This window comes from Micromonospora sp. S4605, from assembly GCF_003176715.1.
GTDB lineage: Bacteria > Actinomycetota > Actinomycetes > Mycobacteriales > Micromonosporaceae > Micromonospora > Micromonospora echinaurantiaca.
The window spans coordinates 1-22,742 of the sequence record NZ_QGSW01000303.1; the positions used below are offsets into that span (position 1 = coordinate 1).

Sequence of the window (22,742 nt, forward strand, 5' to 3'; positions counted from 1 at the left end):
ACCCCACCCCACCCCCGCGCCGCGCCGGTAGACGGCCGCATTGATCATGAAGTTGTTGTCGCGACACGCCGTGGCGGCTGACAACAAACTTCATGATCGACCTTGACCCCGCGGGCCTCGGGTGAGGGTGTCAGTCGGGGATGACCGCCACGTCCACTTGCTGGACGAGGTTGTTGGCGAAGCCGCCCCGGTTCCAGGGCTGCTCGACGGGCTGGGTCCGGCCGGAGGCATCGGTGGCCCGGGCGCTCAGCACGTACCGGCCCGGCCGCGCGTCCCACTCGTAGCGCCAGCGCCGCCAGGCGAACTCCCCACCGGTCGGCTCGTCCAGGGTGGCCGGCGCCCAGGTCGCGCCGCCGTCCGTGGTCACCTCCACCGCCACCACCGGGGCGTGCCCGGACCAGGCCCGACCGTCCAGGGTGCACGGTCCCGGCCGGAGCACCCGGGTCCGGGACATGAAGTCCGGGAAGCCGGGCGGCCGGACCAGCGCCCGCGGCTCGATCCGGGTTACCGGCACGCCCGGGTCCTCGGCGTCCTGCCGTAACCGGTAGGCCACCGCGTTCTGATAGCCGGTGAACGGCTCGGTCAGCACGCTGATCGAGCGCAGCCACTTGACGTGCGCCATGCCGTACCAGCCGGGGACGATCAGCCGCAGCGGAGCGCCGTGCTGCGGAAGCAGGGGAGCGCCGTTCATCTCGTACGCCAGCAGCACCTCCTCGCGCAGCGCGTCGGCGACCGGCAGCGCCCGCTGGTAGTCCTGCTCGACACCCCGCTCGACGCCGTGGTCGGCGCCGGTGAAGACCACGTCCACGGCGTCGGCGCCGAGGCCCGCCTCGCGCAACAGCGGGGCCAGCGGGGTGCCGGTCCACTCCGCGTTGCCGACCGCCTCGACCAGCCACGGCTGGCTCACCGGGCGAGGGTGCAGCAGCGCCCGCCCGTTGCCCGCACACTCCAGCGTCACCCGGTGGGTGACCCGGGGCCGGGCCCGCAGGTCGGCCAGGTCGAGGGTGAGCGGCCGCGCCACCGCGCCGTCCACCCGCAACGTGTGGCCGGCCGGGTCGAGGTCCGGAATGTCGTAGTGGATGAGCAGGTAGTGCAACCCCGCCGGGGTGACGTCGTAGCGGAGCGCCTCCAGCGGGATGCCGTGGTTGCGGGCCGCCAGTTGCAGCTCCTCGGCGCTGATCGCCTCGTCCGGCTCGGCCAGCCGGGACGGCCGGCTCACCTCGTCCACAGTGGTCATGGTGGCCTCCCGGTCCGCGGCGGCGGCGCCCGCCGTACCCGGCCCAGCCTAGAACCCCCGGCCGGACGTCGAACCGGCTGGTGGCCGCCGGGTTCGGGCCGGGCTGGGGGTGCCGCCTCGGGTCTGATCGACCGTTCCGGGTCGCGGCGGGCCGCCGAGGGTGGTTGCCCCGTTCCGGGTCGGGACGGCGGGCCGCCCGGGGGTGGTTGCCCCGCTCCGGGTCACGGCCGGTGGTCGTCGCTGCCGAACTCGAACATGGTCACCCCGGCCGGCAGCGGCCGGGGTTCGCCGGCGAAGCGGTGCACGCCCACGCCGACGCCGTCCGCCGGGCTGCTCACCGACACCGGGACGAAGCCCTCCTCGGCGAACCAGTCGCAGATCGTCGGCACCAGGTCCGGGCTGCGCCGGTGCCGGGTCCAGAAGACCGTCCCGCCGGTGGCGCAGAGCGCCGCGCAGTGCCGCACCGTGCGCCGGATGTCCGCCTCCGAGATGTTGCCGAACACCCCGCAGACCAGCACCAGGTCCGCCGGCGCCAGGTCGGCGTACGCGTCGGTGCGGGCGGCGTCCCCGACCACCACCTCCACCCGGGTCAGACCGGCGTCGGCGGCGGCCGCCCGGGCCAGCTCGGCGTTGCGCGGATCCAGCTCGACCAGCCGGGCGGTCACGTCGTCCCGACGCGGATGCGCGGCCAGCACGGGGATCAGGTCCCGACCCTGCCCGGCACAGAGACTCACCGCCCGCAGCGGCCCCGGCCGGGCGTTGTCGAGCGCCTCCCGCAGCCGCGTCCGCAGTTCGGCCAACCGGCGGGACAGCGCCGATCCCGGCTCGTCGTAGTCGCCGTGCCACGCGTACCAGTCCTTGGTCATCGAGCCAGCCTAGGGGCGGGTCGGCCGCCGGCACATAGCAGATCGTCGGCCGGATCGGTGGCCGTCCACAGCAGGCTCCGCCGTCCACAGCCGGCCGCCGGAAGGCGGCGAAGTCCGTCGCTCCCCGGGCAGGCTGCGCCCATGCGACCGACCTCGTTCCGCACCGTCGCCGCGTTCTGCGCCGCCCTGCTGGCCGGTGGACCGGAGCCGCTCTCCCGCCCACCGGCCGCCGGGCCGGCGCGGGCCACCACGGCCGCGATCGTCGTGCCGGTGGCCGCGGCACCCAGGTCCGCCGCTCCGCCGGGGCGGCGGCGGACACCGCCCCCGACGGTGCCGGATCGTCCGGCGGCTCCGGCGGCCAGTGTCGCCCGGGCGCTGTTCCGGTGGCCGCTGGACGGCCCGCCGCACCTGGTGCGCCGGTTCGACCCGCCGCCGCAGCCGTGGCTTCCCGGTCACCGCGGCGTCGACCTGGCCGCCGCGCCAGGCGCGACGGTGCGGGCCGCCGGACCCGGCACGGTGCTCTTCGCCGGGCTGGTCGCCGGCCGTCCGGTGGTCACCGTCGGGCACGGCGGTGGCCTGCGGACCACCCACGAGCCGGTCCAACCGGCGGTCCGCCCGGGCGCCCCGGTCTCGGCCGGCGCTCCGCTGGGCACGCTGCTGGCCGGGCACGCCGGCTGCCCGGCGCCGGCCTGCCTGCACTGGGGACTGCGGCGCGGCGCGGAGTACCTCGACCCGCTGGTGCTGCTCGGCCTCGGGCCGGTGCGACTGCTGCCGCTGTCCGGCGCGGCCCCCGCCGGCGTCGTCCTGGTCGGCGGGGGCGTGAGTGGCGGGTCACCCGCCGGGGTCAGCGCAGGGCGAGCAGCGGGGGCAGCCGCACCGACAGCCGCTCGTACTCGTCGGCGGAGTTGTAGACCTGGCCACAGAGGCGCAGCCAGCCGCGCCCGTCCCAGGCCATGATCGCCACCTCGGTGGCGAGCCGCTCGGCGATACGGGCACGCAGCGCCCGAGCCGCGTCGATGGTGGTGGCCAGGCCGGGTGGCAGCGGCACGATCCGCATGGCGATTCCCGGTCCGCCCGGATCCGGCAGGTCGGCCGGCGCCACCCCGAGTGCGTCCCCCAGCACCCGCTGGCCGTACGCGACGAGCGCGGCGTTGTGCGCGCGTACCCGGTCGACCCCAAGGCTGCGCAGCGTGAACAGGCCCGCCGGCGCCGCCAGCCAGGCGGTGTAGTCCTGCGTCGCCTGCCACTCGACCCGCTGCGGGAACCCGGTGTCCTGTTCCCAGGAGACCACCAGCGGCTCGATCCGCTCCCGCCACCACGGCGCCACCACGAGCACGGCGGTGCCGCGCGGCGCGTAGCCCCACTTGTGCAGGTTGCCCACCCAGAAGTCGGCGCCGATGCTGTCCACCGGGGTGGGCAGCATGCCGGGCGCGTGCGCGGCGTCGACCAGCACCGGAACGCCGTGCTCGCGGGCCACCCCGACGATCGCGGCGACCGGGAAGAGCCGGGCGGTGGCCGAGGTGAGCTGATCGACCACGAGCAGCCTGGTCCGGCCGGGGCGCAGCGCGGCCCGGATCACCTCGACCATCTCCTCGTCGGTGGCGGCCAGCGGCACCCGCACGGTCCGGGTCACCGCCCCGGTGCGGTGGCACTCGCGCCGGATGGACAGCTCGACCGCGCCGTAGCCGTGGTCGGTGGTGAGCACCTCGTCGTCCGGGCGTAGTCCGAGCGACTGGAGGACCACGGCCACCCCGGTGGTGGCGTTCGCTACCAGCGCCGTACCGTCCGGGTCGGCGCCGAGCGCGGTCGCCAGGTGCCGGCGGGTGTGGGTGATCCGGTCGACGAGCCCCTGGGTGAAGAACCGCAGCGGGTTGGCCTCCATCTCGTCGCGCAGCCGCTGCTGGGCCCGCTGTACGCCGATGGGCACCGCGCCGAACGAGCCGTGGTTGAGGTGGCTGACCGCCGGGTCGAGGGAGAAGAGCAGGCGGGCGCCCGGAATCGGCTCGGGCGGCTGCGGGACGCTCACCCGGTGATCGTAGCCGCTGGACGATCTTCCACTGCCTGGTTCGACCGGCCACGGGGGCGGCCGGCGCCCCCGGTACACCAGCAGGAGGCTTGTGGCCGGGGAAGGCCGCCGGCCGGTGGACTGGCCGGCGGGCCTGCCGACCCGGCGGGAGCGGTCCAGCGAGCAGGCCGCCCCGGCCGCCGACGACGGGTGGCACCGGCACCGTGGACGTCAGGCGCGGGGGTGGGCCTGGCGGTACGCCGCTCGCAGCCGCTCCACCGAGACGTGCGTGTAGATCTGGGTGCTGGCCAGTGACGAGTGGCCGAGCAGTTCCTGCACCGCGCGCAGGTCCGCGCCGCCTTCCAGCAGATGGGTGGCGGCCGAGTGGCGCAGCCCGTGCGGGCTGATCCGGGGCAGACCCGCCGCTTCGGCGTACCCGCCGACGATCCGGCGGGCGGTGGTCGGGTTGAGCCGGCCGCCCCGGGCGCCCAGAAGGAGGGCGTCCCGGGAGTGTGGCGCGGTCAGCACGGGGCGGCCCCGGCGCAGCCACTCGTCGAGCGCCCGCTGTGCCGGGATCCCGTACGGCACGGCGCGCTCCCGGCCGCCCTTGCCGAGCACCCGGACCACCCGCCTGCCGTGGTCCACGTCGGCGGTGTCCAGCCCGCACGCCTCGCTGATCCGGACCCCGGTGCCGTAGAGCAGCTCGAGCAGAGCCCGGTCACGCAACAGCACCGCCTCGGCTGTCGGCTCGACTGGTGGCTCGTCACCGCCGGGGTGCGCATCGGCGTTTCCCGCCGGCGGCGTCCGCTCGGGCGTGCCGGGGGCCTCGACCAGGGCGGCCGCCTGGTCGGCGCGGAGCACGGTGGGCAGTTCGCGCCGCGCGCGAGGGCTGGCCAGGGCCGCCGCCACGTCGGTGGGAAGCAGCCCGGACCGGTGCGCCCAGGCGCTGAACGTCCGCGCCGCGGCCGCCCGCCGGGCCAGCGACGACCGGGCGGCACCCGTCGTGCGCTGCTTCGCCAGCCAGCTGCGCAGCACCGTCAGATCGAGGTCGGCCGGCTGGGCGCAGCCCATCCGGCGCGCGTGGTCGAGCAGCGACACCACGTCGGCGACGTACGCCCGCACGGTGTGCGCGGAGCGGTTACGCACCCCGGCCAGGTGGGCCGCGAAGTCGTCCACCGCCTCGCGCATCGCCACGGGCAGGACCTCGTGAGTGGCCCGGGTGCTGTGCGACTCCCGGCTCATTCCTGCCCCACTCCCGGCTGGGCCGCGGCCGGATCGACCGGCGCCCTCGCCTGGATGACCGGCCGGCGCACGGTGTCACGTCGGCTTGGTGACCCAGCCGCAGCGGAGCGTCGCACAGACCCACCTTACGGTCGACGCAGCCGCCGGCCGAGCCGCCTGAACGGATCACGTGTGTGGATATGGGATTCCCTCGACTGTCCACACCCGCCAGTGATGGATTCCGGCCGCCGGTACGAGCAGACTTGTTCCACGGGGCGCGGTGAGCCCGGATCGGCTCCACCCGTGCGACCCGGCCGAGCTCGACGAAGGGGGACCGGCCATGGGGGTGGAAGTCGTCCTCTACCGGGTGATCGGTGCCGGTCCTGGCCGGCGCCGGACGTCGTACGTGCCGGCCGAGGTGCTGCCCGACCCGGACGACGTCCTGCTGGATCTGGTCCGGCGGGTCCGGGGCGGCGGACGTACCCCGCTGCTCGACCGGGTGGACCCGATCGGTGAGCTGCTGGTCCCCGCGGAGCAGGTGGCCCAGCTCCTCGCCGAACTACGCTGCCTGGCCGAGGTGGCCCGGACGACCCCGGAGCTGACCCACGTCCGCCGGTTGGACCGGCTCGCCCGGCGGTGCCGGGACCGGGACATGGAGATCCGGTTCGAGGGCGACTGATCGGCCGCTCACGGCCGGCCCGGGCACGGCAGTGCCGCGCTGTCGGGCGCTCCGCATCGGGCTCGGACCGCCTGTCGCCCAGGTCGGCCACCTGCGGCGGCACCTCCCGCGGGCGAAGAGACCGGGTCGCCTGCGGTGGGCCAGCTGACGTGACGCGCTGCCATCGGTCGTCCGCTGGCCGCAGCGGTCGTCGACTGTCCATGCCGGACCCTGACGGCCCCAGCGACCGGCGCGACCGGCGCTCCGGCCAATCTGGTCGTTCTCCCCGGTGTGCCCGCCATCGTCGTCGGCGTACGGAGTTCGCCGCTGAACCGCAGCCCGCTCCACCGCCCTGACCTGGCCAGCCGGCCTGGTCAGGGCGGCTGCACGGCCCTCCGGCGGCCCTCCGATCGGATCTTGGAGGACGGCGGAAGAGTGGATAGGTTCAAGTTTCCGTGAGCCCGATCACCATCGGTCGACGGGCTCCGAAAGACCAGGAGGACCCATGACCAACGGCGGCCATCCCCTTCCATCCTCAACCGACCCAGTTCACTCCACCGTGAACCGACGGCGGATGCTCACCATCGCCCTCGGCGGCGCCGCCACCGTGGCCCTGCCCGCACCGGCGTGGGCGGCCGACGACCAGCGTCCCGGCGCGTACCGCCCGCCGGCGCTGACCCCGGACGACCGCAAGGTCATCGCGCAGGTGTCGGCCGAGCGGGCGCTGTCACACCTGCGTGTCCTCAGCGAGGACATCGGGCCGCGCATCGGCGGGACGGCGTCCGAGCGCCGCGCCGCCGACTACATCGCCAAGGAGCTGGACCACCTGGGGTACGACGTCCAGTTGGAACCGTTCGCCGTGGCGGACAAGTTCCTCGCCCAGCTCGCCTCGCCGGCGGGGCTCCCCACCGACCTGAACTGGCAGGTCGGCGCCTCCCCGCACGCCGCGCTGGACACCACGGTCAGCGGTGACGTGGTGGACGTGGGCGCCGGTGCGCCGGAGAACTATCCCGCGGACGTGACCGGTCGCGTCGTGCTGGTCGACTACGTGGCGGCGCGCCGGGAACAACTGGTGGCCACCGCGCTGGCCCGTGGGGCCGCCGCCGTCGTGTTCCTCGCCGCCGATGGCGTACCCCCGCGACGGACCGGGACGTTCTCGCCGACGCTGCCGGGCTCGGCCAGTTCGCCGGTACCGATCCCGGTGGTCGGGATCGCCCAGGCGCAGAAGGAGCGACTGCGCGCTCTGCTCGCCGCCGGTCGGCTCACGCTGAGCGTCACCACCGCCGCACACCGCGGCCTCACCTCGCACAACGTCCTCGCGGACCGGCCGGGGCGCTCGGGTGCCGGTGGGCCGGTGGTGATGGTCAGCGCCCACTACGACACGGTCATCGGCGCGCCCGGCGCCAACGACGACGGCTCTGGCACGGTGCTCTGTCTCGAGCTGGCCCGGGTGCTGCGCGCGATCCCGGTCGAGGCCAACCTCCGGTTCGCCCTGTGGGGTTCGGAGGAGCAGGGGCTGGTCGGCTCCCGCTACCACGTCCGGCAGCTCCCGCAGGCGGAGCGGGACCGGATCCTCGCGGTGTACCAGAACGACATGGTGGCCACCAGCTGGGACCCGGCGACCCGTTACTGGCTGCTCTCGTACACCGGCGAGGCCAACCGGGCCACCGACGAGGTGGCGGCCGCCGCGGCTCGCCTCGGCTACGATCCGCGGATCTCGCCGGTGACACAGCGCGGCTCCAGCGACCACCAGCCCTTCCAGGAGGTCGGCATCGCCAGCGCCAACTTCTCCTGGCGGGGCGAGGAGACCCCGGCCCTGCTGGAGCCGCCGTACCACACCCCCGAGGACACCATCGCCAGGAACATCAGCCTGGAGCGGCTCCAGGTGTCACTCGAGCTGATCGGGTGCGCCGCATACGCGACCGCCCGCTGAACGGCCCGCCCGTGCCGAGGGGAGCTGACGGCAGGGGCAGAGCACCACGGTGCCGAGCGCCGCATCCGGGTCGTCCCCGGGGCGGCGCCCGGCACCGCCGGTGCGGCGGCGATGTCGCGCGCCACGTCCGCCCGGTAGCGGACTGCACCGAACCGGTCTGCGCCCGGGCAATCTGGGCCACGTCCGGCTGGCCGCTGAGGTGCGTGACCCCGACCCGGCGGGCCGTCATTCGGACCCCTGGTCAGCGGCTCGGCGCTGGCCCACCGGCGGCCGTTCCGGCGGGTGGCGGCGCGAGCCGGTAGCCGTCCTCGCGGCGGACCACCAGGGCGAGTTCCTCCAGCATGGACAGCTTTCGCAGCGTGGTCCGCACGTCAACGCCGGCCCGCGCGGCGAGCACGTCCACTGCCACGGTGCCCCGCCGGGGGAACGCCTCGACGACCGACCGGGCCTCGTCGTCGAGCAGGTCGGCCGGCCGCTGCGGGCCGCGTGCGACGGGCGCCAGCTCACCGATCGGCCCCACCTCCTCCAGCACGTGCGCGACGCCGGTCACCACCCGGGCCTTCGGGTACTCGCGCAGCAGCTCGTGCGCGCCGACGGACATCGCGGAGGTCACCGGCCCGGGCACCACCATCCCCGGTTTGCCGAGGGCGATCGCGCGGTGGGTGGTCTGTGCCGCGCCGCTGCGCGCCGCGGCCTCCACCAGCACGGTGCCGCGGGTGGCCGCCGCGATCACCCGGTTGCGGATCAGGAACCGTGGCCGCAGCGGCTCCGCACCGGGCGGCCATTCGCTGACCAGCAACCCGGTGTCGGCGATCCGGTCGAACAGCGCCGCGTTGCCCATCGGGTAGGGGCGGTCCACCCCGCAGGCGAGCACCGCCACTGTCGTGCCGCCGGCGTTGAGCGCGCCCCGGTGTGCCGCCGCGTCGATGCCGAAGGCGCCACCGGAGACCACCGTCCAGTCCCGGTCGGCCAGCCCGTAGCCGAGTTCGGTGGCGACGTGCGTGCCGTACGCCGTGGCGGCCCGCGCGCCGACCACGGCCACCGACCGGTCGAACGCCTCGGCCAGCGGCCAGCAGCCGCGTACCCAGAAGCAGAGCGGCGGATCGGTCTCGACGTCCACCCGCCGGTACGCCTCCGGCAGCCGCAGGTTGCTCAGCTGCTCGACGTGTGCCGGCCACTCGTCGTCGTCGGGCACCACGATCCGCGCGCCGAGCCGCTCGGTGCGCTCCACCGCCTCGGCGGCCACGGCTCGGGCGTCCCCGCCGGCCGACCGGGCGGCCACCGCGGCCCGCAGCTTCTCGTCCGGTGCTCCGCCGTCGAGCAGCAGGTCGAGCGCGGCGACCGGCCCCAGCCGCCGGACCAGCCGGTACACCGCGCGGGTGCCCGGCTCGGTGAGCCAGGTCAGCGCCACCCGGGCCAGTCGTTCCTCGTCCCCGCTCACGACCCTTCCCCCGTCCTGAGTCCGATGGCCTCCCGGACGTCCTCCCGGTCGGGCCGGTCCCGCCCGTCCAGGTCGGCGATGGTCCAGGCGAGGCGGATGATCCGGTCGAAGCCGCGGGCGGAGATCGACCCGGAGTCCAGCCGCGACCGCAGCTCGGCGGTGTCCCGAGCGGCGAGCCGCCAGGGCGGGCGGCGCAGGAACGGGCCGGGTATTTCCGCGTTGAGCCGGCGACCGATCGCCGACCAGCGGGCGGCCGCCGCCTGCCGGGCCGCCACCACCCGCCGGCCGACCGCCGCCGACGACTCGCTCGCAACGGTCGCCTCCATCAGCTCGGCCGCCCGGACCGGGGGCAGCCGCACCTGCACGTCGATGCGGTCCAGCAGCGGACCGGAGAGCCGGCCGAGGTAGCGTCGGCGCACCAGCGGCGAGCACTCGCAGTAGGTGTCGCCGCCCGGCTTGGCACACGGGCACGGGTTGGCGGCCAGGACCAGTTGGGTCCGGGCCGGGTATTCGGTGCCGCCCCGGCTGCGGGCCAGCTGGACCCGGCCGTTCTCCAACGGCTGGCGCAGCGCGTCCAGCGCGCCCTTGCTGAACTCGGGCGCCTCGTCGAGGAAGAGCACCCCCCGGTGGGCCAGCGACACCGCGCCGGGACGGGCCAGCCCCGAGCCGCCGCCGACCAGCGACGGCACGGTGGCGCTGTGGTGCGGCGCCTGGAACGGCGGACGGCGGATCAGCCGGCCGCCCGCCGGCAGCAGTCCGGCGATCGAGTGCAGCGCCGTGACCTCCAACGCGTCCTCGTCGTCCAGTTCGGGGAGGATCGACGGCAGCCGCTCGGCGAGCATGGTCTTGCCGGCTCCGGGCGGCCCGAGCAGCGCGAGGTGGTGGCCACCGGCCGCGGCCACCTCCAGCGCCCGCCGGCCCAGCTCCTGCCCGGCGACCTCGGCCAGGTCGGGGCCCTCCCCGGCCGGCGGTGGCCCGTCGGCGACCGGTTCGATCAGCGGCTCGCCGTCGCGGACGAAGCTGACCAACCGGTGCAGGGTGTCCACCGCGCGGACCCGGATCCCGGGGATGACCGCCGCCTCGGCGGCGTTGTCGGCTGGCACGATCACCCGGTCGACGCCGGCCCGGGCCGCCGCCGCGACCATCGGCAGCACGCCGCGCACCGGCCGGACCGTGCCGTCCAGGCCCAGTTCACCGAGGACCACCACCCGCTCCAGCGGGAGCAGCGGCAACTCGCCCGAGCCGCCCAGCAGAGCCGCCGCGATCGCCAGGTCGAACGCCGAACCGAACTTCGGCAGGGTGGCGGGCAGCAGGTTGAGGGTGATCCGCCGGTTCGGCCAACGCTGGCCGGAGTTGACCACGGCCGCCCGGACCCGGTCCCGGGCCTCGTGCAAGGCGGTGTCCGGCAGGCCGGAGATCACCACCGCTGGCAGGCCGGGCGCGAGGTCGGCCTCCACCTCGACGAGGTGCCCGGTCACCCCGACCAGCCCCACACAGAGCACCTTGGCGTAGCTCATGCCGGCGCCCCTCTCCCGTCGGCGCCACCCTGACCGCCCGCCGGACCGCGCCACCCGCTCACGCCAGCCATCTCAGAACGCCCCCTTCAGGTGCTCCACCCGGGCCGCCCCGGCGTCGCCGAGCCGTACCGCGATCACGTCGAAGCGGACCTCGTCGGCGGTGGTGCCGGTCTCGGCCAGCCACCGGGCGGCCAGGCCGCGCAATCGGCGGGCCTTGGCCGGGACGACCGCCTCGGCCGGGGTGCCGAACTCGCCCGTGCCCCGGGTCTTCACCTCGCAGAACGCGAGTACCGGCCCGTCCCAGGCGATGATGTCGATCTCCCCGGCGGGGCAGCGCCAGTTCCGGGCCACCGGGCGCAGCCCCGCCTCGATGAGGTGCCGCACCGCGCAGCGCTCGCCGTACGCGCCGACCGCCTGGTTCCGCGTCGTCATGCCGGCACGGTCCCGCGGACCGGGCCGTACGCGCCGTCCCGTCCCGGCAGGCTGTGGACAGCGGGAGCGGCTGTGGACGAACGGACGATCATGCCCCTGCTGTGCTATGGCCACGCCGTCCGAGCCCCGCTCAGCGTGCCGGGCCGCCCGGCGATCGTCTGCTGTTGAGCAGGACGGAACGGCTCACCCACCCCTGCCGAACATCAGACGATCTTGGAGTGCAGTGCTGGCCGAGCGGGTGGAAGGCCTGGCCGGGGGGCGAATGGCGCCCGCCCGACGGGTCACATACGGTGCCGGACGTGGACGGACGACGGAGTTCTGCTGAAGATCAAGAGCCGCGCTGGTATTCCGGTGAAGCGGAGCGGGGCTACGGCGAAGCGGACTGGCGTGCGGCGGCCGAGCCGCGGTACCGGGACGACGAGTTCCGACCGCCGGAGCAGCGCGCCGCCGAGGCGGGCCGGTACGCCGACCTCGCCGGCCGTCACGGAGACCCCGGCCGCTTCGACGCGGACCCGGACAGCGGCCGCTTCGGGGCGGAACCCGACTCGGGGCGCTTCCCGGTAGACCCAGATCCCGGGCGTTTCAGGGCCGAGCAGGACTCCGGTCGCTTCGGGGCGGAGCCCGACTCGGGGCGGTTCGCCGCGGTGGACCCGGGGCGGTACGCCGCCGCCAACCCGCGGGAGGACAGCCGGGGCGAGCCGGACGGATACCGGACGGGCCGCTCGCGCCGGGCGGAACCGGACCCGGTGGAGACCTCCGGTGAGCTGCCCGGCGATCGTCCGGGCCGTCGGGCCGCCTGGGAATCGCGCGACAGCGCCACGCCCGCCACACCCGCCACGCCCGCCACGCCTGCCACGGACCCGCTGACCGGTGCCGGGGCCGACCCGATGCGGCCGGCCCCGCTGGCCGGGTACCCGATCGTCGAGCCCGCCCGCGTGACCGAGCCCGCCCGCGTGACCGAGCCCGCCCGCGCGACCGAGCCGGCTCGCGCCGCGGAGGTGCCCGGACGAGGGGCCGTGCCGACGCATCCGGTGCAGCCGGCCAGCCCGGTCACGGAAGCGCCGCACCCGCTGGAGATGCCGACCGGGCCGATGCCGTCGGTCGGTCCGCGCGGCGAACCGCTGGCCTACCCGCCGGTGGCCGGCCCGGGGGTGCCGGTCGGCGACGGCGTCTACCGGACCCGCCGGCCGGCACTGGCCGTGCTCTTCGCGGTGCTGGTGGCGGTCTTCGAGGTCCCCGCGCTGCGGGTGCTGTTAACCGGTGTGACGGGTGACCCGGTGTCGGCCGCCGACGTGGTGGTCGGCACGTTCCTGGTCTGTGGCCTGCCGATCTTCGCGGTCGGCCTCTACGGGCTGCGCACCGGTGGGCTGGCGCTGGCGGACGGGGGCCGGGGCTGGCTGCGTCCGCCGACGGCGTACCTGACGGTCGGTCTGGTGCTCTTCGTCGCCGCCGCCCTCGCCGCGAACTGACCGCCCGGCCGGTGCCGCGCGCACCCGGGGGTCGTCGGGCGGGGAAGGGGCGTACACTGGTCGACTGGCGACCGCCTCGCGCGGTCGACCTCGCGCGCCCTCTCCACGAGCCGTCGTGGGGCGACGGCCTCCCTGGTCCCGATCTTGGTCGGGCCCGCCATGGCCGGCGACCGGGCGCCAGGACGCCCGGCCGCCGGCCGGGCGGGACAACCAGGGACGCAAGGAGTACCCCACCATGGCCGTCGTGACCATGCGTCAGCTGCTGGAGAGCGGTGTCCACTTCGGGCACCAGACCCGGCGCTGGAACCCGAAGATGAAGCGCTTCATCTTCACCGAGCGCAACGGTATCTACATCATCGACCTGCGCCAGACCCTCGACTACATCGAGAAGGCCTACGAGTTCGTGCGCGGGACCGTCGCCGAGGGTGGCAGCATCCTCTTCGTCGGCACCAAGAAGCAGGCTCAGGAGGCCATCGCCGAGCAGGCGACCCGGGTCGGCCAGCCGTACGTCAACCACCGCTGGCTCGGCGGCATGCTGACCAACTTCCAGACGGTGTACAAGCGGCTGCAGCGGATGAAGGAGCTGGAGGCCCTCGGTGACCTGAGCGGCACCGCCGCCGGGTACACCAAGAAGGAGACCCTGCAGCTCTCCCGCGAGAAGGTCAAGCTGACCCGTACCCTCGGTGGCCTGCGGGACATGCAGAAGCTCCCGGCCGCGATCTGGGTGGTCGACACCAAGAAGGAGCACATCGCCGTCGACGAGGCCCGCAAGCTGGGCATCCCGGTGATCGCGGTGCTCGACACCAACTGCGACCCGGACGAGGTCGACTTCCCGATCCCGGGCAACGACGACGCGATCCGCTCGGCCGAGCTGCTGACCAAGGTCGTCGCCGCCGCCGTCGCGGACGGCCTGATCGCCCGTTCCGGCCGTCGCCGGGGCACCGACGAGAAGCCGGAGCCGGGTGTGGCCTCCGACGAGCCGCTCGCCGAGTGGGAGCGCGAGCTGCTCGAGGAGCCGAAGAAGGCCGAGGACCAGCCGGAGCAGCCGGCCGCCGCCGCCGCGGAGTGAGGCGTACCGTCGCCGCCCCGCCGTCCGTTTCGGCGGATGGCGGGGTGGCGACGGGCCAACCGGGCACATCCGGCCCGGATCCGGGTAACCGGCACCTCTGACCATCCACACGCCGTCTCAACATCGAAGAGAGAGCCATGTCCCAATTCACCGCCGCGGACGTCAAGAAGCTCCGCGACCTCACCGGCGCCGGCATGATGGACAGCAAGAAGGCGCTGACCGAGGCCGAGGGCGACTTCGACAAGGCCATCGAGATCCTGCGCGTCAAGGGCGCCAAGGACGTCGGCAAGCGTGCCGGTCGTACCGCCGCCAACGGGCTGATCGCGCACTCCGGCAAGGCGCTGCTCGAGCTGAACTGCGAGACCGACTTCGTCGCCAAGACCGACGCCTTCATCGCGCTGGCCCAGCAGCTGGTCGAGCACGGCGCGAGCACCGGCGTGACCAACGCCGAGGAGCTGCTGGCGAGCGAGCTGGACGGCAAGACCGTCGCCGACCTGATCCAGGAGCAGTCCGCCAAGATCGGCGAGAAGCTGGTGCTCAACCGGTTCGCCAAGGTCGACGGCACCACCGCGGTCTACCTGCACCGCAAGAGCCAGGACCTGCCGCCGGCCGTCGGCGTGCTGGTGGAGTACACCACCGCCCCGGCGAGCGCCGGCCGGTCGACCCCGGACGACGAGGCGTCGGACTCGGACGCCCGCGCGGTCGCCATGCAGATCGCGGCGATGCGGCCGAAGTACCTCACCCGCGACGAGGTGCCGGCCGACGTGGTCGAGTCGGAGCGGCGCATCGCCGAGCAGACCGCCCGCGAGGAGAACAAGCCCGAGGCGGCCCTGCCGAAGATCGTCGAGGGTCGGGTCAACGCCTTCTTCAAGGACTACGTCCTGATCGAGCAGGCGTCGGTGGCCGACAACAAGAAGACGGTGAAGCAGATGCTGGCCGAGGCCGGCATCGAGGTCACCCGCTTCGTGCGGTTCGAGGTCGGCCAGGCCTGAGCCGCCTGATCGGGCGCGACGCGCCCGTGGGCAGGAACGTCGACGAGGAGGCCGCCGGTGTACGTGACAGGCACCGCGGCCTCCTTGTCACATAGGGTCGGCAGCGGCAGGTTCGCGGTATGCGGCGCACGGGGCGCGCGCGTGGGAAAGGGCGGGGCGGATGACGCAGGTTGTGAGTGACCGGACGCTGGCGGCGGACGATCCGACGGCGCCGCCCCCCGGCCGCGCCCGCCGCGTGGTGCTGAAGCTCTCCGGCGAGGTGTTCGGCGGTGGCGCGGTCGGGGTCGACCCGGACGTCGTACAGGCCGTCGCCCGGCAGATCGCCACCGTGGCCCGGCGCGGCGTGCAGGTCTCCGTGGTGGTCGGCGGTGGCAACTTCTTCCGCGGCGCCGAGTTGCAGAAGCGCGGCATGGACCGGGCCCGGGCCGACTACATGGGCATGCTCGGCACGGTGATGAACTGCCTCGCGTTGCAGGACTTCCTGGAGAAGGAGGGCATCGAGACCCGCGTGCAGAGCGCGATCACGATGGCCCAGGTCGCCGAGCCGTACATCCCGCTGCGCGCCATCCGGCACCTGGAGAAGGGCCGTGTGGTGATCTTCGGCGCGGGTGCCGGCATGCCGTACTTCTCCACCGACACGGTGGCCGCCCAGCGCGCGCTGGAGATCCGCGCCGACGTGGTGCTGATGAGCAAGAACGGCGTCGACGGCGTCTACACCGCCGACCCCCGGGTCGACCCGACCGCCAGCAAGTTCGACTCGATCACCTTCTCCGAGGTGCTGCAGCGCAACCTCCGGGTCGCCGACGCCGCCGCGTTCAGCCTCTGCATGGAGAACGGCCTGCCGATGCTGGTCTTCGGCGCGCAGGGCGACGACACCATCATCCGTGCCGTGGCGGGCGAGAAGATCGGCACCCTGATCACCGCCTGAGCGGGCTCCGCGGCCCACCCGACGGTCCTCCGACACCCAGCACAGCCCACGACGAGCACAGAAGGAGGCGAGGAGACCGGTGATCGACGACACCCTCCTCGAGGCCGAGGAGAAGATGGAGCGTGCGGTCGAGCACGCCAAGGAGGAGTTCGGGGCCATCCGCACCGGCCGCGCCACTCCGGCCATGTTCTCCAAGGTCATCATCGACTACTACGGAACGCCGACGCCGCTGACCCAGATGGCGTCCGTGGCCATCCCGGAGCCGCGGATGGCCATCATCAAGCCGTACGACAACTCGCAGATCAACGCCATGGAGAAGGCGATCCGCGATTCCGACCTCGGGGTGAACCCCAACAACGAGGGCAACCAGCTGCGCATCCTGCTCCCCCAGATGACCGAGGAGCGCCGCCGCGACATGATCAAGGTGGCCCGGCACAAGGGTGAGGAGGCCAAGGTGGCGATCCGCAACATCCGCCGCCGCGGCAAGGAGGAGCTCGACCGGCTGGTCAAGGACGGTGAGGTCGGCGAGGACGAGGGCCGCCGCGCCGAGAAGGAGCTGGACGACCTGACCCAGCGCTACGTGGCCAACGTCGACGAGCTGGTCAAGCACAAGGAGACCGAGCTGCTCGAGGTCTGAGCCAGCCGTACGTCGTCAGCGAGGCCCGCCCCCGGCCCGGGGGGCGGGCCTCGTTGCCGATCCGGGCCGGCTACGGGAGGTCCCGCCCCGCCGTGGTGTGCCTGGCCGGCGGGGTGTCGAGCGGGCCGGGCGGGGGGCCGGGACATCGTCCGCCGTGCCGGCCCGGCGGGTGCAGTAGGCTCGGCAGGATTCCCGGCCACCTCGCGGTGAACGGCGGGAATCGACCGGTCGTCGGGCCGGTCGACCGGAGGAGCAGTCGGGCCTGTAGGGGATGGTTGTGCGTTTGCGTCATGTGGTGGATCTCGAACCGGCTCCGCTCGGTGCGTGATGTCCCACCTCGACCCCTACGGCGGTGAGCCGCGCGGCTGGGACCGCCCGGACCGCCCGACCGCCCTGCCCTGGCCCGAGCCGGACGTCGAACCGGCCCCGTGGGACCGCCGCCCGGTCCCGGACCGGTACGCCGAGCCGCGTGGGCTGACTCGCCCGCCGGCCGATCCGTACCCGGAGGCGTACCGCGGCCAGCCGTACGACGAGCGACCGGCCGGCCGGAACGGTCACCGCGACCCGGACGACTACCCGACCGCCCAACTGGAGCCGGTGCGGCCCGACCGCGAGCCGGAGCCCGGGCCCGACCCGGAGCCTCCGCGCGGCCGGCGGCCGCGCGGGCGGCGTCGGGCCAGCGCCGACCGGCCGCCGACCCAGCCGAGCCGGGCCGGGCGCAACCTGCCGGCCGCCATCGCGGTCGGTCTCGGTCTCGGCGTCGGCGCGATCCTGCTGCCGCTCTTCCTCTACCGGCCGGCCTTCCTGGTGGTGGTCGCCGCCGCGGTCGGCGTCGGGGTGTGGGAGATGGCCCGGGCGGTACGCCGCAGCGGCGCCCACCCGCCGCTGGTGCCGCTGATCGCCGGCGGGGTGCTCACCGTCGGGTTGGCCTGGTTCGCCGGCCCCGACGCGCTCAGCCTCGGCCTGCTGGTCACCGTCCTCGGCACGATGGTCTGGCGGCTGGGCGACGGTCCCGGCGGCTACCAGCGCGACCTCACCGCGGCCACGCTGATCGCTGTCTACGTGCCGTTCCTCGGCGGCTTCGCCGCGCTGCTGGCGGCGGTGCCCGACGACGGCCACCTGCGGGTGCTGGTCACCCTGGTCGCGGTGGTGCTCTCCGACACCGGCGGGTACGCGGCCGGGGTGGCCTTCGGCAAGCACCCGATGGCGCCGGCCATCAGTCCGAAGAAGTCCTGGGAGGGTTTCGCCGGCTCGGTCACCGCGGCGGCGCTCGGCAGCGCCCTGCTGCTCTGGCTGCTCCTCGACGTCGCCCCGTGGTGGGGCGCGCTCTTCGGCCTGGCGGTCTCGGTCGCGGCGGTCCTCGGCGACCTCGCCGAATCGATGATCAAGCGGGACCTGGGCATCAAGGACATGAGCAACCTGCTGCCCGGCCACGGCGGGCTGATGGACCGGCTCGACTCGATCCTGTTCGCCCTGCCGACCGCGTACCTGCTGCTGGTGGTCGTCGCACCGGTGGCGGGCTGAGGCATGGGTCACGTCCTGGTGCCGGGGTCCTCCGCGAGGCCAGGGTCGATTCGGCACGTCCGGACAGGTGCGTCCGCCATCCGGCGTGACAGACTGGACGCGCCATGACGAGCCTGCCCCTGATCCCCGTGGACCCGGACGCCCCCGGCGCACGCCGGGCGAGCATGCCACCCCGCCACCTCGCCGACCTCGACCTCGCCGGTCGTCGTGCGCTGGTCGCCGAGCTGGGGGAGCCGGCGTTCCGCGCCAAGCAGGTCTCCACCCACTACTTCGGCCGGCTGGTCCGCGACCCGGCCGAGATGACCGATCTGCCGGCCGCGACCCGGGAGCGGCTGGCCGACCGGCTGCTGCCCCGGCTGCTCACCCCGGTACGGGAGCTGGCCTGCGACGACGGCGCGACCCGCAAGGCGCTCTGGCGGCTGCACGACGGCTCGCTGGTGGAGAGCGTGCTGATGGGCTACCCGGACCGGGTCACTGTCTGCATCTCCAGCCAGGCCGGCTGCGGGATGGCCTGCCCGTTCTGCGCCACCGGCCAGGCCGGGCTGACCCGCAACCTCTCCACCGCCGAGATCGTCGACCAGGCGGTCTACCTGGCCGGGGTGGCCGCCTCCGGAGCGGTGGCCGGGTCGCCGCCGCGGCTGTCGCACGTGGTCTTCATGGGCATGGGCGAGCCGCTGGCCAACTACAACCGGGTGGTCGCCGCGATCCGCCGGCTGATCGCGCCGGCGCCCGAGGGGCTCGGGCTGTCCCAGCGACACATCACCGTTTCCACGGTGGGGCTGGTTCCGGCCATCCGCCGACTGGCCAGCGAAGACCTCTCAGTGACTCTTGCGCTGTCGTTGCACGCCCCCGATGATGATCTGCGCGACGAACTCGTGCCGGTGAACCAGCGCTGGAAGGTAGCCGAGGTGCTGGACGCAGCGTGGGACTACGCGGCCCGTACGGGCCGGCGCGTGTCGATCGAGTACGCAATGATCAAGAACGTGAACGACCAGCCGTGGCGAGCGGACCTGCTCGGCCGGCTGCTGGCCGGCAAGCTGGCCCACGTGAACCTGATCCCGCTCAACCCGACTCCGGGCAGCCGCTGGGACGCCAGCCCGAAGCCGGTCGAGCGGGAGTTCGTCCGGCGGTTGCGCGACGCCGGGGTGTCCACGACGGTGCGGGACACCCGAGGCCGCGAGATCGACGGAGCGTGTGGGCAGCTGGCCGCCGCCGAGGACAGGGACACCGACCGGACCGCGGAGACGACGGCGTGACCGGCCGTAGCGAACGAGACCAGGAGACATAGTGGCGAGTCAGGGTCAGCGTTTCCGGCGTAAGGCGCTCCGCCGGGGATACAAGGTCGACGAGGTGGACGCCTTCCTCGACCGGGTCGAGGCGACACTCGCCGGTCAGCCGGTCGGCGCCCCGGTGGCCTCGCAGGAGGTCCACGACGTCGTCTTCCGGGTCCGGTTCAACGGCTATGACGAGTGGCAGGTCGACCTGCACCTGGACCGCGTGGAGCGGCAGCTCGCCGAGTTGGAGGAGCGCGGTGGGCGCGGCGGCGACCCCCGGATGGGCGACCGGCTCGGCCCGCCGGACCGGATGGGTCCGCCGATGCGCGACGAGCGGGGCATGTCGCCGCTGCCGCCCCGGCCGATGCCGGCGCAGGCCGGCCCGCCGCCGGCGGACCGCTACGGCCGCTACGACGAGCCGACCGGCGCCTTCGCCGGTGGCTACGACGCCCCGCGTGGGGGCTACGACGCGCCGCGCGGCCCAGCCGGCCCGAACCCGCCGATGGGCCCGGGCCCGATGGGGCACGGCGGCCCGCCGCCGCGCGGCCTGCCCGCCGGTCCCGGCGGCTACGGCCCGGAGGGCTACGGCCCGGACGAGCAGCGGTTCGACGGCTTCGAGGCGGGTCGGCGCGGCCGGACCGACATGACCGCCGAGATCCGGATGCCGGAGCGGGAGCGGGAGCCGCGGGGTCGTGGCCCGGCCGGACCGCCGCCGATGCCGCAGCAGGGGTTCGGCGGCGCGCCGATGGGTGGCCCGCCGGCCGGTGGCCCGCCGATGGGTGGCCCGCCGATGGCCGGCCCGCCCGGCAGCGACCTCTACCGGGTCGATCAGATCCGCCGCAGCTTCCAGGTGCGCCGGTTCGGCAGCGGCTACGACCCCGACCAGGTCGACCGGTTCTTCGAGAGCCTGCTCGGCGGGATGGCCGGGCGCAACCCGATGCCGGTGAACCCGAAGGACCTGGACACGCTCCGCTTCGGCCTGGTGCAGGGCGGCTACTTCGAGGCCGAGGTGGACGCCGCGCTCAAGGACGTGCAGGACATCCTCTTCGGCCGCTGACCGCCGTCACGAAGGGCCCGCTCCCCGGTGTGGGGGCGGGCCCTTCGTACGTGTCGCGGGAGGTGCGCAGCCGGCGGCCGTTCCGGTCAGGAGCGCAGGCCGTTGCGCCGCAGCACCGCGTCGCCGATGACGATGACCAGCAGCAGCACGGCGAGGCCGACCAGCCAGATGTCCTCGACCCTGCCCTCGTGGTTGCCGCAGATCATCGCCAGCAGCGCCAGCGCGGTCACCACCGCGCCGATCCGCCCGGCCTTGCGGTGCCCGGGCTTGTGCTGGTCTGGCGACGTTACCGGCTCGCTTCCTGCCACTGTCGGTCCTTCCCTCGCGATCGGATCTCTGGTTAGTCTGGCACGCCCCGTGCCGGGCCCGGCGCAGGGTCCGACCGGATGCGAGCCGCGACATGCCCGGCAGCGGTGGGCGGCGGCCCGGCCCGCCGGCTGAGGTGCCGGTGCCATTGCCCGTGCCGGTGGCGCGTTGGCGGGCGGGGCGCCCCGCGACGCGGCCAGGGGACGCCGACGGGCGGCGGCGCGCCGCCTCCGGCGAGGATTCGGCGCCGGCCGGCGTGGGAACCGGGAACCCGGGCCGAAGGACCCGGGCGGTACGGCACTACCGGCGTCGCGGGTCGGCGGCCACACTGCCTCCGGTAGCGTTCTGACGTACACCTTGTTTGTCTTCTCGAGGGAGAACTGCGGTGCGAGTGACCGGTACGGGGCACGCGAGCATGCGGATCGACACGGCCGCGGGCAGCATCCTGTGCGACCCGTGGGTCAATCCGGCCTATTTCGCCTCCTGGTTCCCTTTCCCCGACAATTCGCAGCTCGACTGGGAGACCCTCGGTCAGGTCGACTACCTCTACGTCTCGCACCTGCACCGGGACCACTTCGACGCGAAGCACCTGCGCGACTTCGTGTCGAAGGACGCGACAGTGCTGCTCCCCGAGTTCCCCACCTCGGAGATGGAGGACGAGTTCCGGGAGCTGGGCTTCACCAAGTTCCTCAAGGCGCCGAACGAGCAGGTCGTGGAGCTGCCCGGCGGACTCAAGATCATGATTCAGGCGCTGACCAGCCCGACCGACGGCCCGATCGGCGACTCCTCGCTCTGGGTCGAGTACGACGGTGTCCGGTTGCTGAACCAGAACGACGCCCGCCCCACCGACCTGAGCGTCTTCGCCGAGCTGGGGCACGTGCACGCGCACATGCTCCAGTTCTCCGGGGCGATCTGGTACCCGATGGTCTACGAGCTGCCGCAGGCCGCCAAGACGGCGTTCGGCAAGCAGAAGCGGGACCGGCAGTTCGACCGCACCTGGCGGTACATCAACGACCTGAACGCCTCGCACGTCTTCCCGATCGCCGGCCCGCCGTGCTTCCTCGACGACGAGCTGTGGCAGTTCAACGACATCTTCGGCGACGAGGGGAACATCTTCCCGGACCAGTCGGTGTTCCTCGCCGAGTACGCGAAGGTCGGCGGCACCAACGGCATCGTGCTGCTGCCCGGCAGCGTCGCCGAGGTCACCACGGAGGGCGCCACCACCACCCACCCGGTGCCGGTGGCGGAGTTCTTCGCGAACAAGGTCGCCCACCTGGAGGAGATGCGGGAGCGCAAGCGCCCGATCATCGAGGCGGAGAAGGCGTCCTGGCGGCACCCCGAGATCGACATCCTGAAGGAGCTGAAGCGGCGCGTCGAGCCGCTGCTGGACGAGTCGATCTACCTGGCCAAGGGGGTCGGCGGTCCGGTCCGCTTCGACCTGGTCGGCTACGACGGGGAGAGCGTCGAGTCGATCGTGGTGGACTTTCCCGGCAAGCAGGTCCGGCCGTACGCGGACGAGAAGGTCCGGTACCGGTTCCGCACCGAGCGGGCGCTGGTCGAGCACCTGCTGCACATCGGTGAGGTGGACTGGGTCAATTCGCTCTTCCTCTCCTGCCGGTTCTCCGCCGCCCGGATCGGCCAGTACAACGAGTTCGTCTACGCGTTCTTCAAGTGCCTGTCGGAGGAGCGGCTCCAGTACGCCGAGGGCTGGTACGACGAGCACGAGCGGACCAGCGACGCCGAGGACATCACCCTCGGCGACTGGGTGGTGCAGCGGCGCTGCCCGCACCTGAAGGCGGACCTGACCCGGTTCGGCATCGTCGAGGGCGACCAGCTCACCTGCCAGCTGCACGGGTGGCGGTTCGACCTGGCCAGCGGCCGCTGCCTGACCAGCGTCGGACACAAGATCCGGGCCCGCCGGGTCGACGCCGAGGCTCCCGCCCCCGCCGGCGAAGCTCTCAGCTGACGCCGGGGCCGGGCGACTGCGACCGGCCCGACCCGGCCCCCGTACCCCGATCCCGACCCGCGCGGCCTGCCCGGTGGGCGACCATGCAGGGGTGGTGGGCGGCGGCAGCCGCTAACCGGCACCCACCGGGACGCCACCACTTCATGATCCACGAGGGTGGGGCGGGGCATGACCGGGGCTGGAGCTGGGCAGCGGAGGTACCGGTACCGG

General features: G+C 74.1%; 19 protein-coding genes and 1 pseudogene. 12 read left to right on the forward strand and 8 right to left on the reverse strand.

From position 1 onward, the window contains the following. Window positions 1–130: 130 nt before the first annotated feature. Both DLJ47_RS27215 and DLJ47_RS27220 read right to left on the reverse strand, forming a co-directional pair. Window positions 131–1,237: a sulfite oxidase gene (locus tag DLJ47_RS27215; protein WP_109904111.1), complete on the reverse strand. Its 1,107-nt coding sequence runs from the start codon at window positions 1,235–1,237 to the stop codon at window positions 131–133. A 221-nt stretch (window positions 1,238–1,458) separates the two neighbouring features. Further along, complete coding sequence (locus DLJ47_RS27220) at window positions 1,459–2,103, reverse strand: class I SAM-dependent methyltransferase (RefSeq protein ID WP_109904113.1); 645 nt, start codon at window positions 2,101–2,103, stop codon at window positions 1,459–1,461. A 141-nt stretch (window positions 2,104–2,244) separates the two neighbouring features. Here DLJ47_RS27220 and DLJ47_RS37940 point away from each other — a divergent pair. Continuing rightward, window positions 2,245–2,895: pseudogene (locus tag DLJ47_RS37940) on the forward strand (murein hydrolase activator EnvC family protein); the annotation flags it as partial. A 52-nt stretch (window positions 2,896–2,947) separates the two neighbouring features. Here DLJ47_RS37940 and DLJ47_RS27230 read toward each other — a convergent pair. Further along, a complete protein-coding gene (locus tag DLJ47_RS27230; protein WP_109904117.1) occupies window positions 2,948–4,129 on the reverse strand; it encodes an aminotransferase class V-fold PLP-dependent enzyme in 1,182 nt (393 codons plus the stop codon). Between the two features lie 210 nt (window positions 4,130–4,339). Beyond that, window positions 4,340–5,350 (reverse strand): tyrosine recombinase XerC, encoded by a 1,011-nt coding sequence (locus DLJ47_RS27240; protein ID WP_109904119.1) that lies wholly within the window; start codon window positions 5,348–5,350, stop codon window positions 4,340–4,342. A gap of 319 nt (window positions 5,351–5,669) precedes the next feature. Between DLJ47_RS27240 and DLJ47_RS27245 the strand changes: the two genes are divergently transcribed. Together DLJ47_RS27245 and DLJ47_RS27250 are read left to right on the forward strand one after the other, a co-directional pair. Continuing rightward, the gene (locus DLJ47_RS27245; RefSeq protein WP_109904121.1) at window positions 5,670–6,008 is read left to right on the forward strand and encodes a hypothetical protein; all 339 of its coding nucleotides are present in this window, start codon (window positions 5,670–5,672) and stop codon (window positions 6,006–6,008) included. Window positions 6,009–6,561: 553 nt separating this feature from the next. Next, on the forward strand, window positions 6,562–7,920 hold the full coding sequence (locus DLJ47_RS27250; RefSeq protein WP_233258040.1) for a M28 family peptidase: 1,359 nt from the start codon (window positions 6,562–6,564) through the stop codon (window positions 7,918–7,920). Window positions 7,921–8,161: 241 nt separating this feature from the next. Here DLJ47_RS27250 and DLJ47_RS27255 read toward each other — a convergent pair whose 3' ends face one another. The 3 genes from DLJ47_RS27255 to DLJ47_RS27265 all read right to left on the reverse strand — a co-directional run bounded on the left by DLJ47_RS27255 (window position 8,162) and on the right by DLJ47_RS27265 (window position 11,310). Then, window positions 8,162–9,448 carry a DNA-processing protein DprA gene (locus tag DLJ47_RS27255; protein ID WP_396774119.1) on the reverse strand — a complete coding sequence of 429 codons (1,287 nt, stop codon included), beginning with the start codon at window positions 9,446–9,448 and terminating at the stop codon, window positions 8,162–8,164. Further along, on the reverse strand, window positions 9,358–10,878 hold the full coding sequence (locus DLJ47_RS27260) for a YifB family Mg chelatase-like AAA ATPase (RefSeq protein WP_109904127.1): 1,521 nt from the start codon (window positions 10,876–10,878) through the stop codon (window positions 9,358–9,360). The genes DLJ47_RS27255 and DLJ47_RS27260 overlap by 91 nt, the downstream gene beginning before the upstream one ends. A gap of 72 nt (window positions 10,879–10,950) precedes the next feature. Then, a complete protein-coding gene (locus tag DLJ47_RS27265) occupies window positions 10,951–11,310 on the reverse strand; it encodes a YraN family protein (protein WP_109904129.1) in 360 nt (119 codons plus the stop codon). 290 nt (window positions 11,311–11,600) lie between these two features. Here DLJ47_RS27265 and DLJ47_RS27270 point away from each other — a divergent pair, with 290 nt between their 5' ends. From DLJ47_RS27270 to DLJ47_RS27305, 8 genes are all read left to right on the forward strand, one after another. Beyond that, entirely contained in the window at window positions 11,601–12,779 is a 1,179-nt protein-coding gene (locus DLJ47_RS27270; protein ID WP_109904131.1) for a hypothetical protein, read from the forward strand. A 235-nt stretch (window positions 12,780–13,014) separates the two neighbouring features. Next, window positions 13,015–13,848: a 30S ribosomal protein S2 gene (gene rpsB / locus DLJ47_RS27275; RefSeq protein ID WP_109904133.1), complete on the forward strand. Its 834-nt coding sequence runs from the start codon at window positions 13,015–13,017 to the stop codon at window positions 13,846–13,848. A gap of 137 nt (window positions 13,849–13,985) precedes the next feature. Continuing rightward, a complete protein-coding gene (tsf, locus tag DLJ47_RS27280) occupies window positions 13,986–14,840 on the forward strand; it encodes a translation elongation factor Ts (RefSeq protein WP_109904135.1) in 855 nt (284 codons plus the stop codon). 160 nt (window positions 14,841–15,000) lie between these two features. Continuing rightward, complete coding sequence (gene pyrH, locus DLJ47_RS27285) at window positions 15,001–15,768, forward strand: UMP kinase (protein WP_109904137.1); 768 nt, start codon at window positions 15,001–15,003, stop codon at window positions 15,766–15,768. A gap of 79 nt (window positions 15,769–15,847) precedes the next feature. After that, entirely contained in the window at window positions 15,848–16,405 is a 558-nt protein-coding gene (frr, locus tag DLJ47_RS27290; RefSeq protein WP_109904139.1) for a ribosome recycling factor, read from the forward strand. Between the two features lie 327 nt (window positions 16,406–16,732). Then, window positions 16,733–17,929: a phosphatidate cytidylyltransferase gene (locus DLJ47_RS27295; RefSeq protein ID WP_109904141.1), complete on the forward strand. Its 1,197-nt coding sequence runs from the start codon at window positions 16,733–16,735 to the stop codon at window positions 17,927–17,929. A 104-nt stretch (window positions 17,930–18,033) separates the two neighbouring features. Then, on the forward strand, window positions 18,034–19,185 hold the full coding sequence (gene rlmN / locus DLJ47_RS27300; protein ID WP_088995485.1) for a 23S rRNA (adenine(2503)-C(2))-methyltransferase RlmN: 1,152 nt from the start codon (window positions 18,034–18,036) through the stop codon (window positions 19,183–19,185). 31 nt (window positions 19,186–19,216) lie between these two features. Then, window positions 19,217–20,260: a DivIVA domain-containing protein gene (locus DLJ47_RS27305; RefSeq protein ID WP_109904143.1), complete on the forward strand. Its 1,044-nt coding sequence runs from the start codon at window positions 19,217–19,219 to the stop codon at window positions 20,258–20,260. An 86-nt stretch (window positions 20,261–20,346) separates the two neighbouring features. Here DLJ47_RS27305 and DLJ47_RS27310 read toward each other — a convergent pair whose 3' ends face one another. Then, on the reverse strand, window positions 20,347–20,568 hold the full coding sequence (locus DLJ47_RS27310) for a DUF2631 domain-containing protein (protein WP_109904145.1): 222 nt from the start codon (window positions 20,566–20,568) through the stop codon (window positions 20,347–20,349). Between the two features lie 383 nt (window positions 20,569–20,951). Between DLJ47_RS27310 and DLJ47_RS27315 the strand changes: the two genes are divergently transcribed. Continuing rightward, a complete protein-coding gene (locus DLJ47_RS27315; protein WP_109904147.1) occupies window positions 20,952–22,532 on the forward strand; it encodes a Rieske 2Fe-2S domain-containing protein in 1,581 nt (526 codons plus the stop codon). Window positions 22,533–22,742 lie beyond the last annotated feature (210 nt).

Bases quoted from the DNA above. Each gene is read 5' to 3' on its own strand.
- DLJ47_RS27215 (WP_109904111.1), bottom strand. From the start codon at position 1,237: ATGACCACTGTGGACGAGGTGAGCCGGCCGTCCCGGCTGGCCGAGCCG.
- DLJ47_RS27220 (WP_109904113.1), bottom strand. From the start codon at position 2,103: ATGACCAAGGACTGGTACGCGTGGCACGGCGACTACGACGAGCCGGGA.
- DLJ47_RS27240 (WP_109904119.1), bottom strand. From the start codon at position 5,350: ATGAGCCGGGAGTCGCACAGCACCCGGGCCACTCACGAGGTCCTGCCC.
- DLJ47_RS27245 (WP_109904121.1), top strand. From the start codon at position 5,670: ATGGGGGTGGAAGTCGTCCTCTACCGGGTGATCGGTGCCGGTCCTGGC.
- DLJ47_RS27250 (WP_233258040.1), top strand. From the start codon at position 6,562: ATGCTCACCATCGCCCTCGGCGGCGCCGCCACCGTGGCCCTGCCCGCA.
- DLJ47_RS27260 (WP_109904127.1), bottom strand. From the start codon at position 10,878: ATGAGCTACGCCAAGGTGCTCTGTGTGGGGCTGGTCGGGGTGACCGGG.
- DLJ47_RS27265 (WP_109904129.1), bottom strand. From the start codon at position 11,310: ATGACGACGCGGAACCAGGCGGTCGGCGCGTACGGCGAGCGCTGCGCG.
- rpsB (WP_109904133.1), top strand. From the start codon at position 13,015: ATGGCCGTCGTGACCATGCGTCAGCTGCTGGAGAGCGGTGTCCACTTC.
- tsf (WP_109904135.1), top strand. From the start codon at position 13,986: ATGTCCCAATTCACCGCCGCGGACGTCAAGAAGCTCCGCGACCTCACC.
- pyrH (WP_109904137.1), top strand. From the start codon at position 15,001: ATGACGCAGGTTGTGAGTGACCGGACGCTGGCGGCGGACGATCCGACG.
- DLJ47_RS27295 (WP_109904141.1), top strand. From the start codon at position 16,733: ATGTCCCACCTCGACCCCTACGGCGGTGAGCCGCGCGGCTGGGACCGC.
- rlmN (WP_088995485.1), top strand. From the start codon at position 18,034: ATGACGAGCCTGCCCCTGATCCCCGTGGACCCGGACGCCCCCGGCGCA.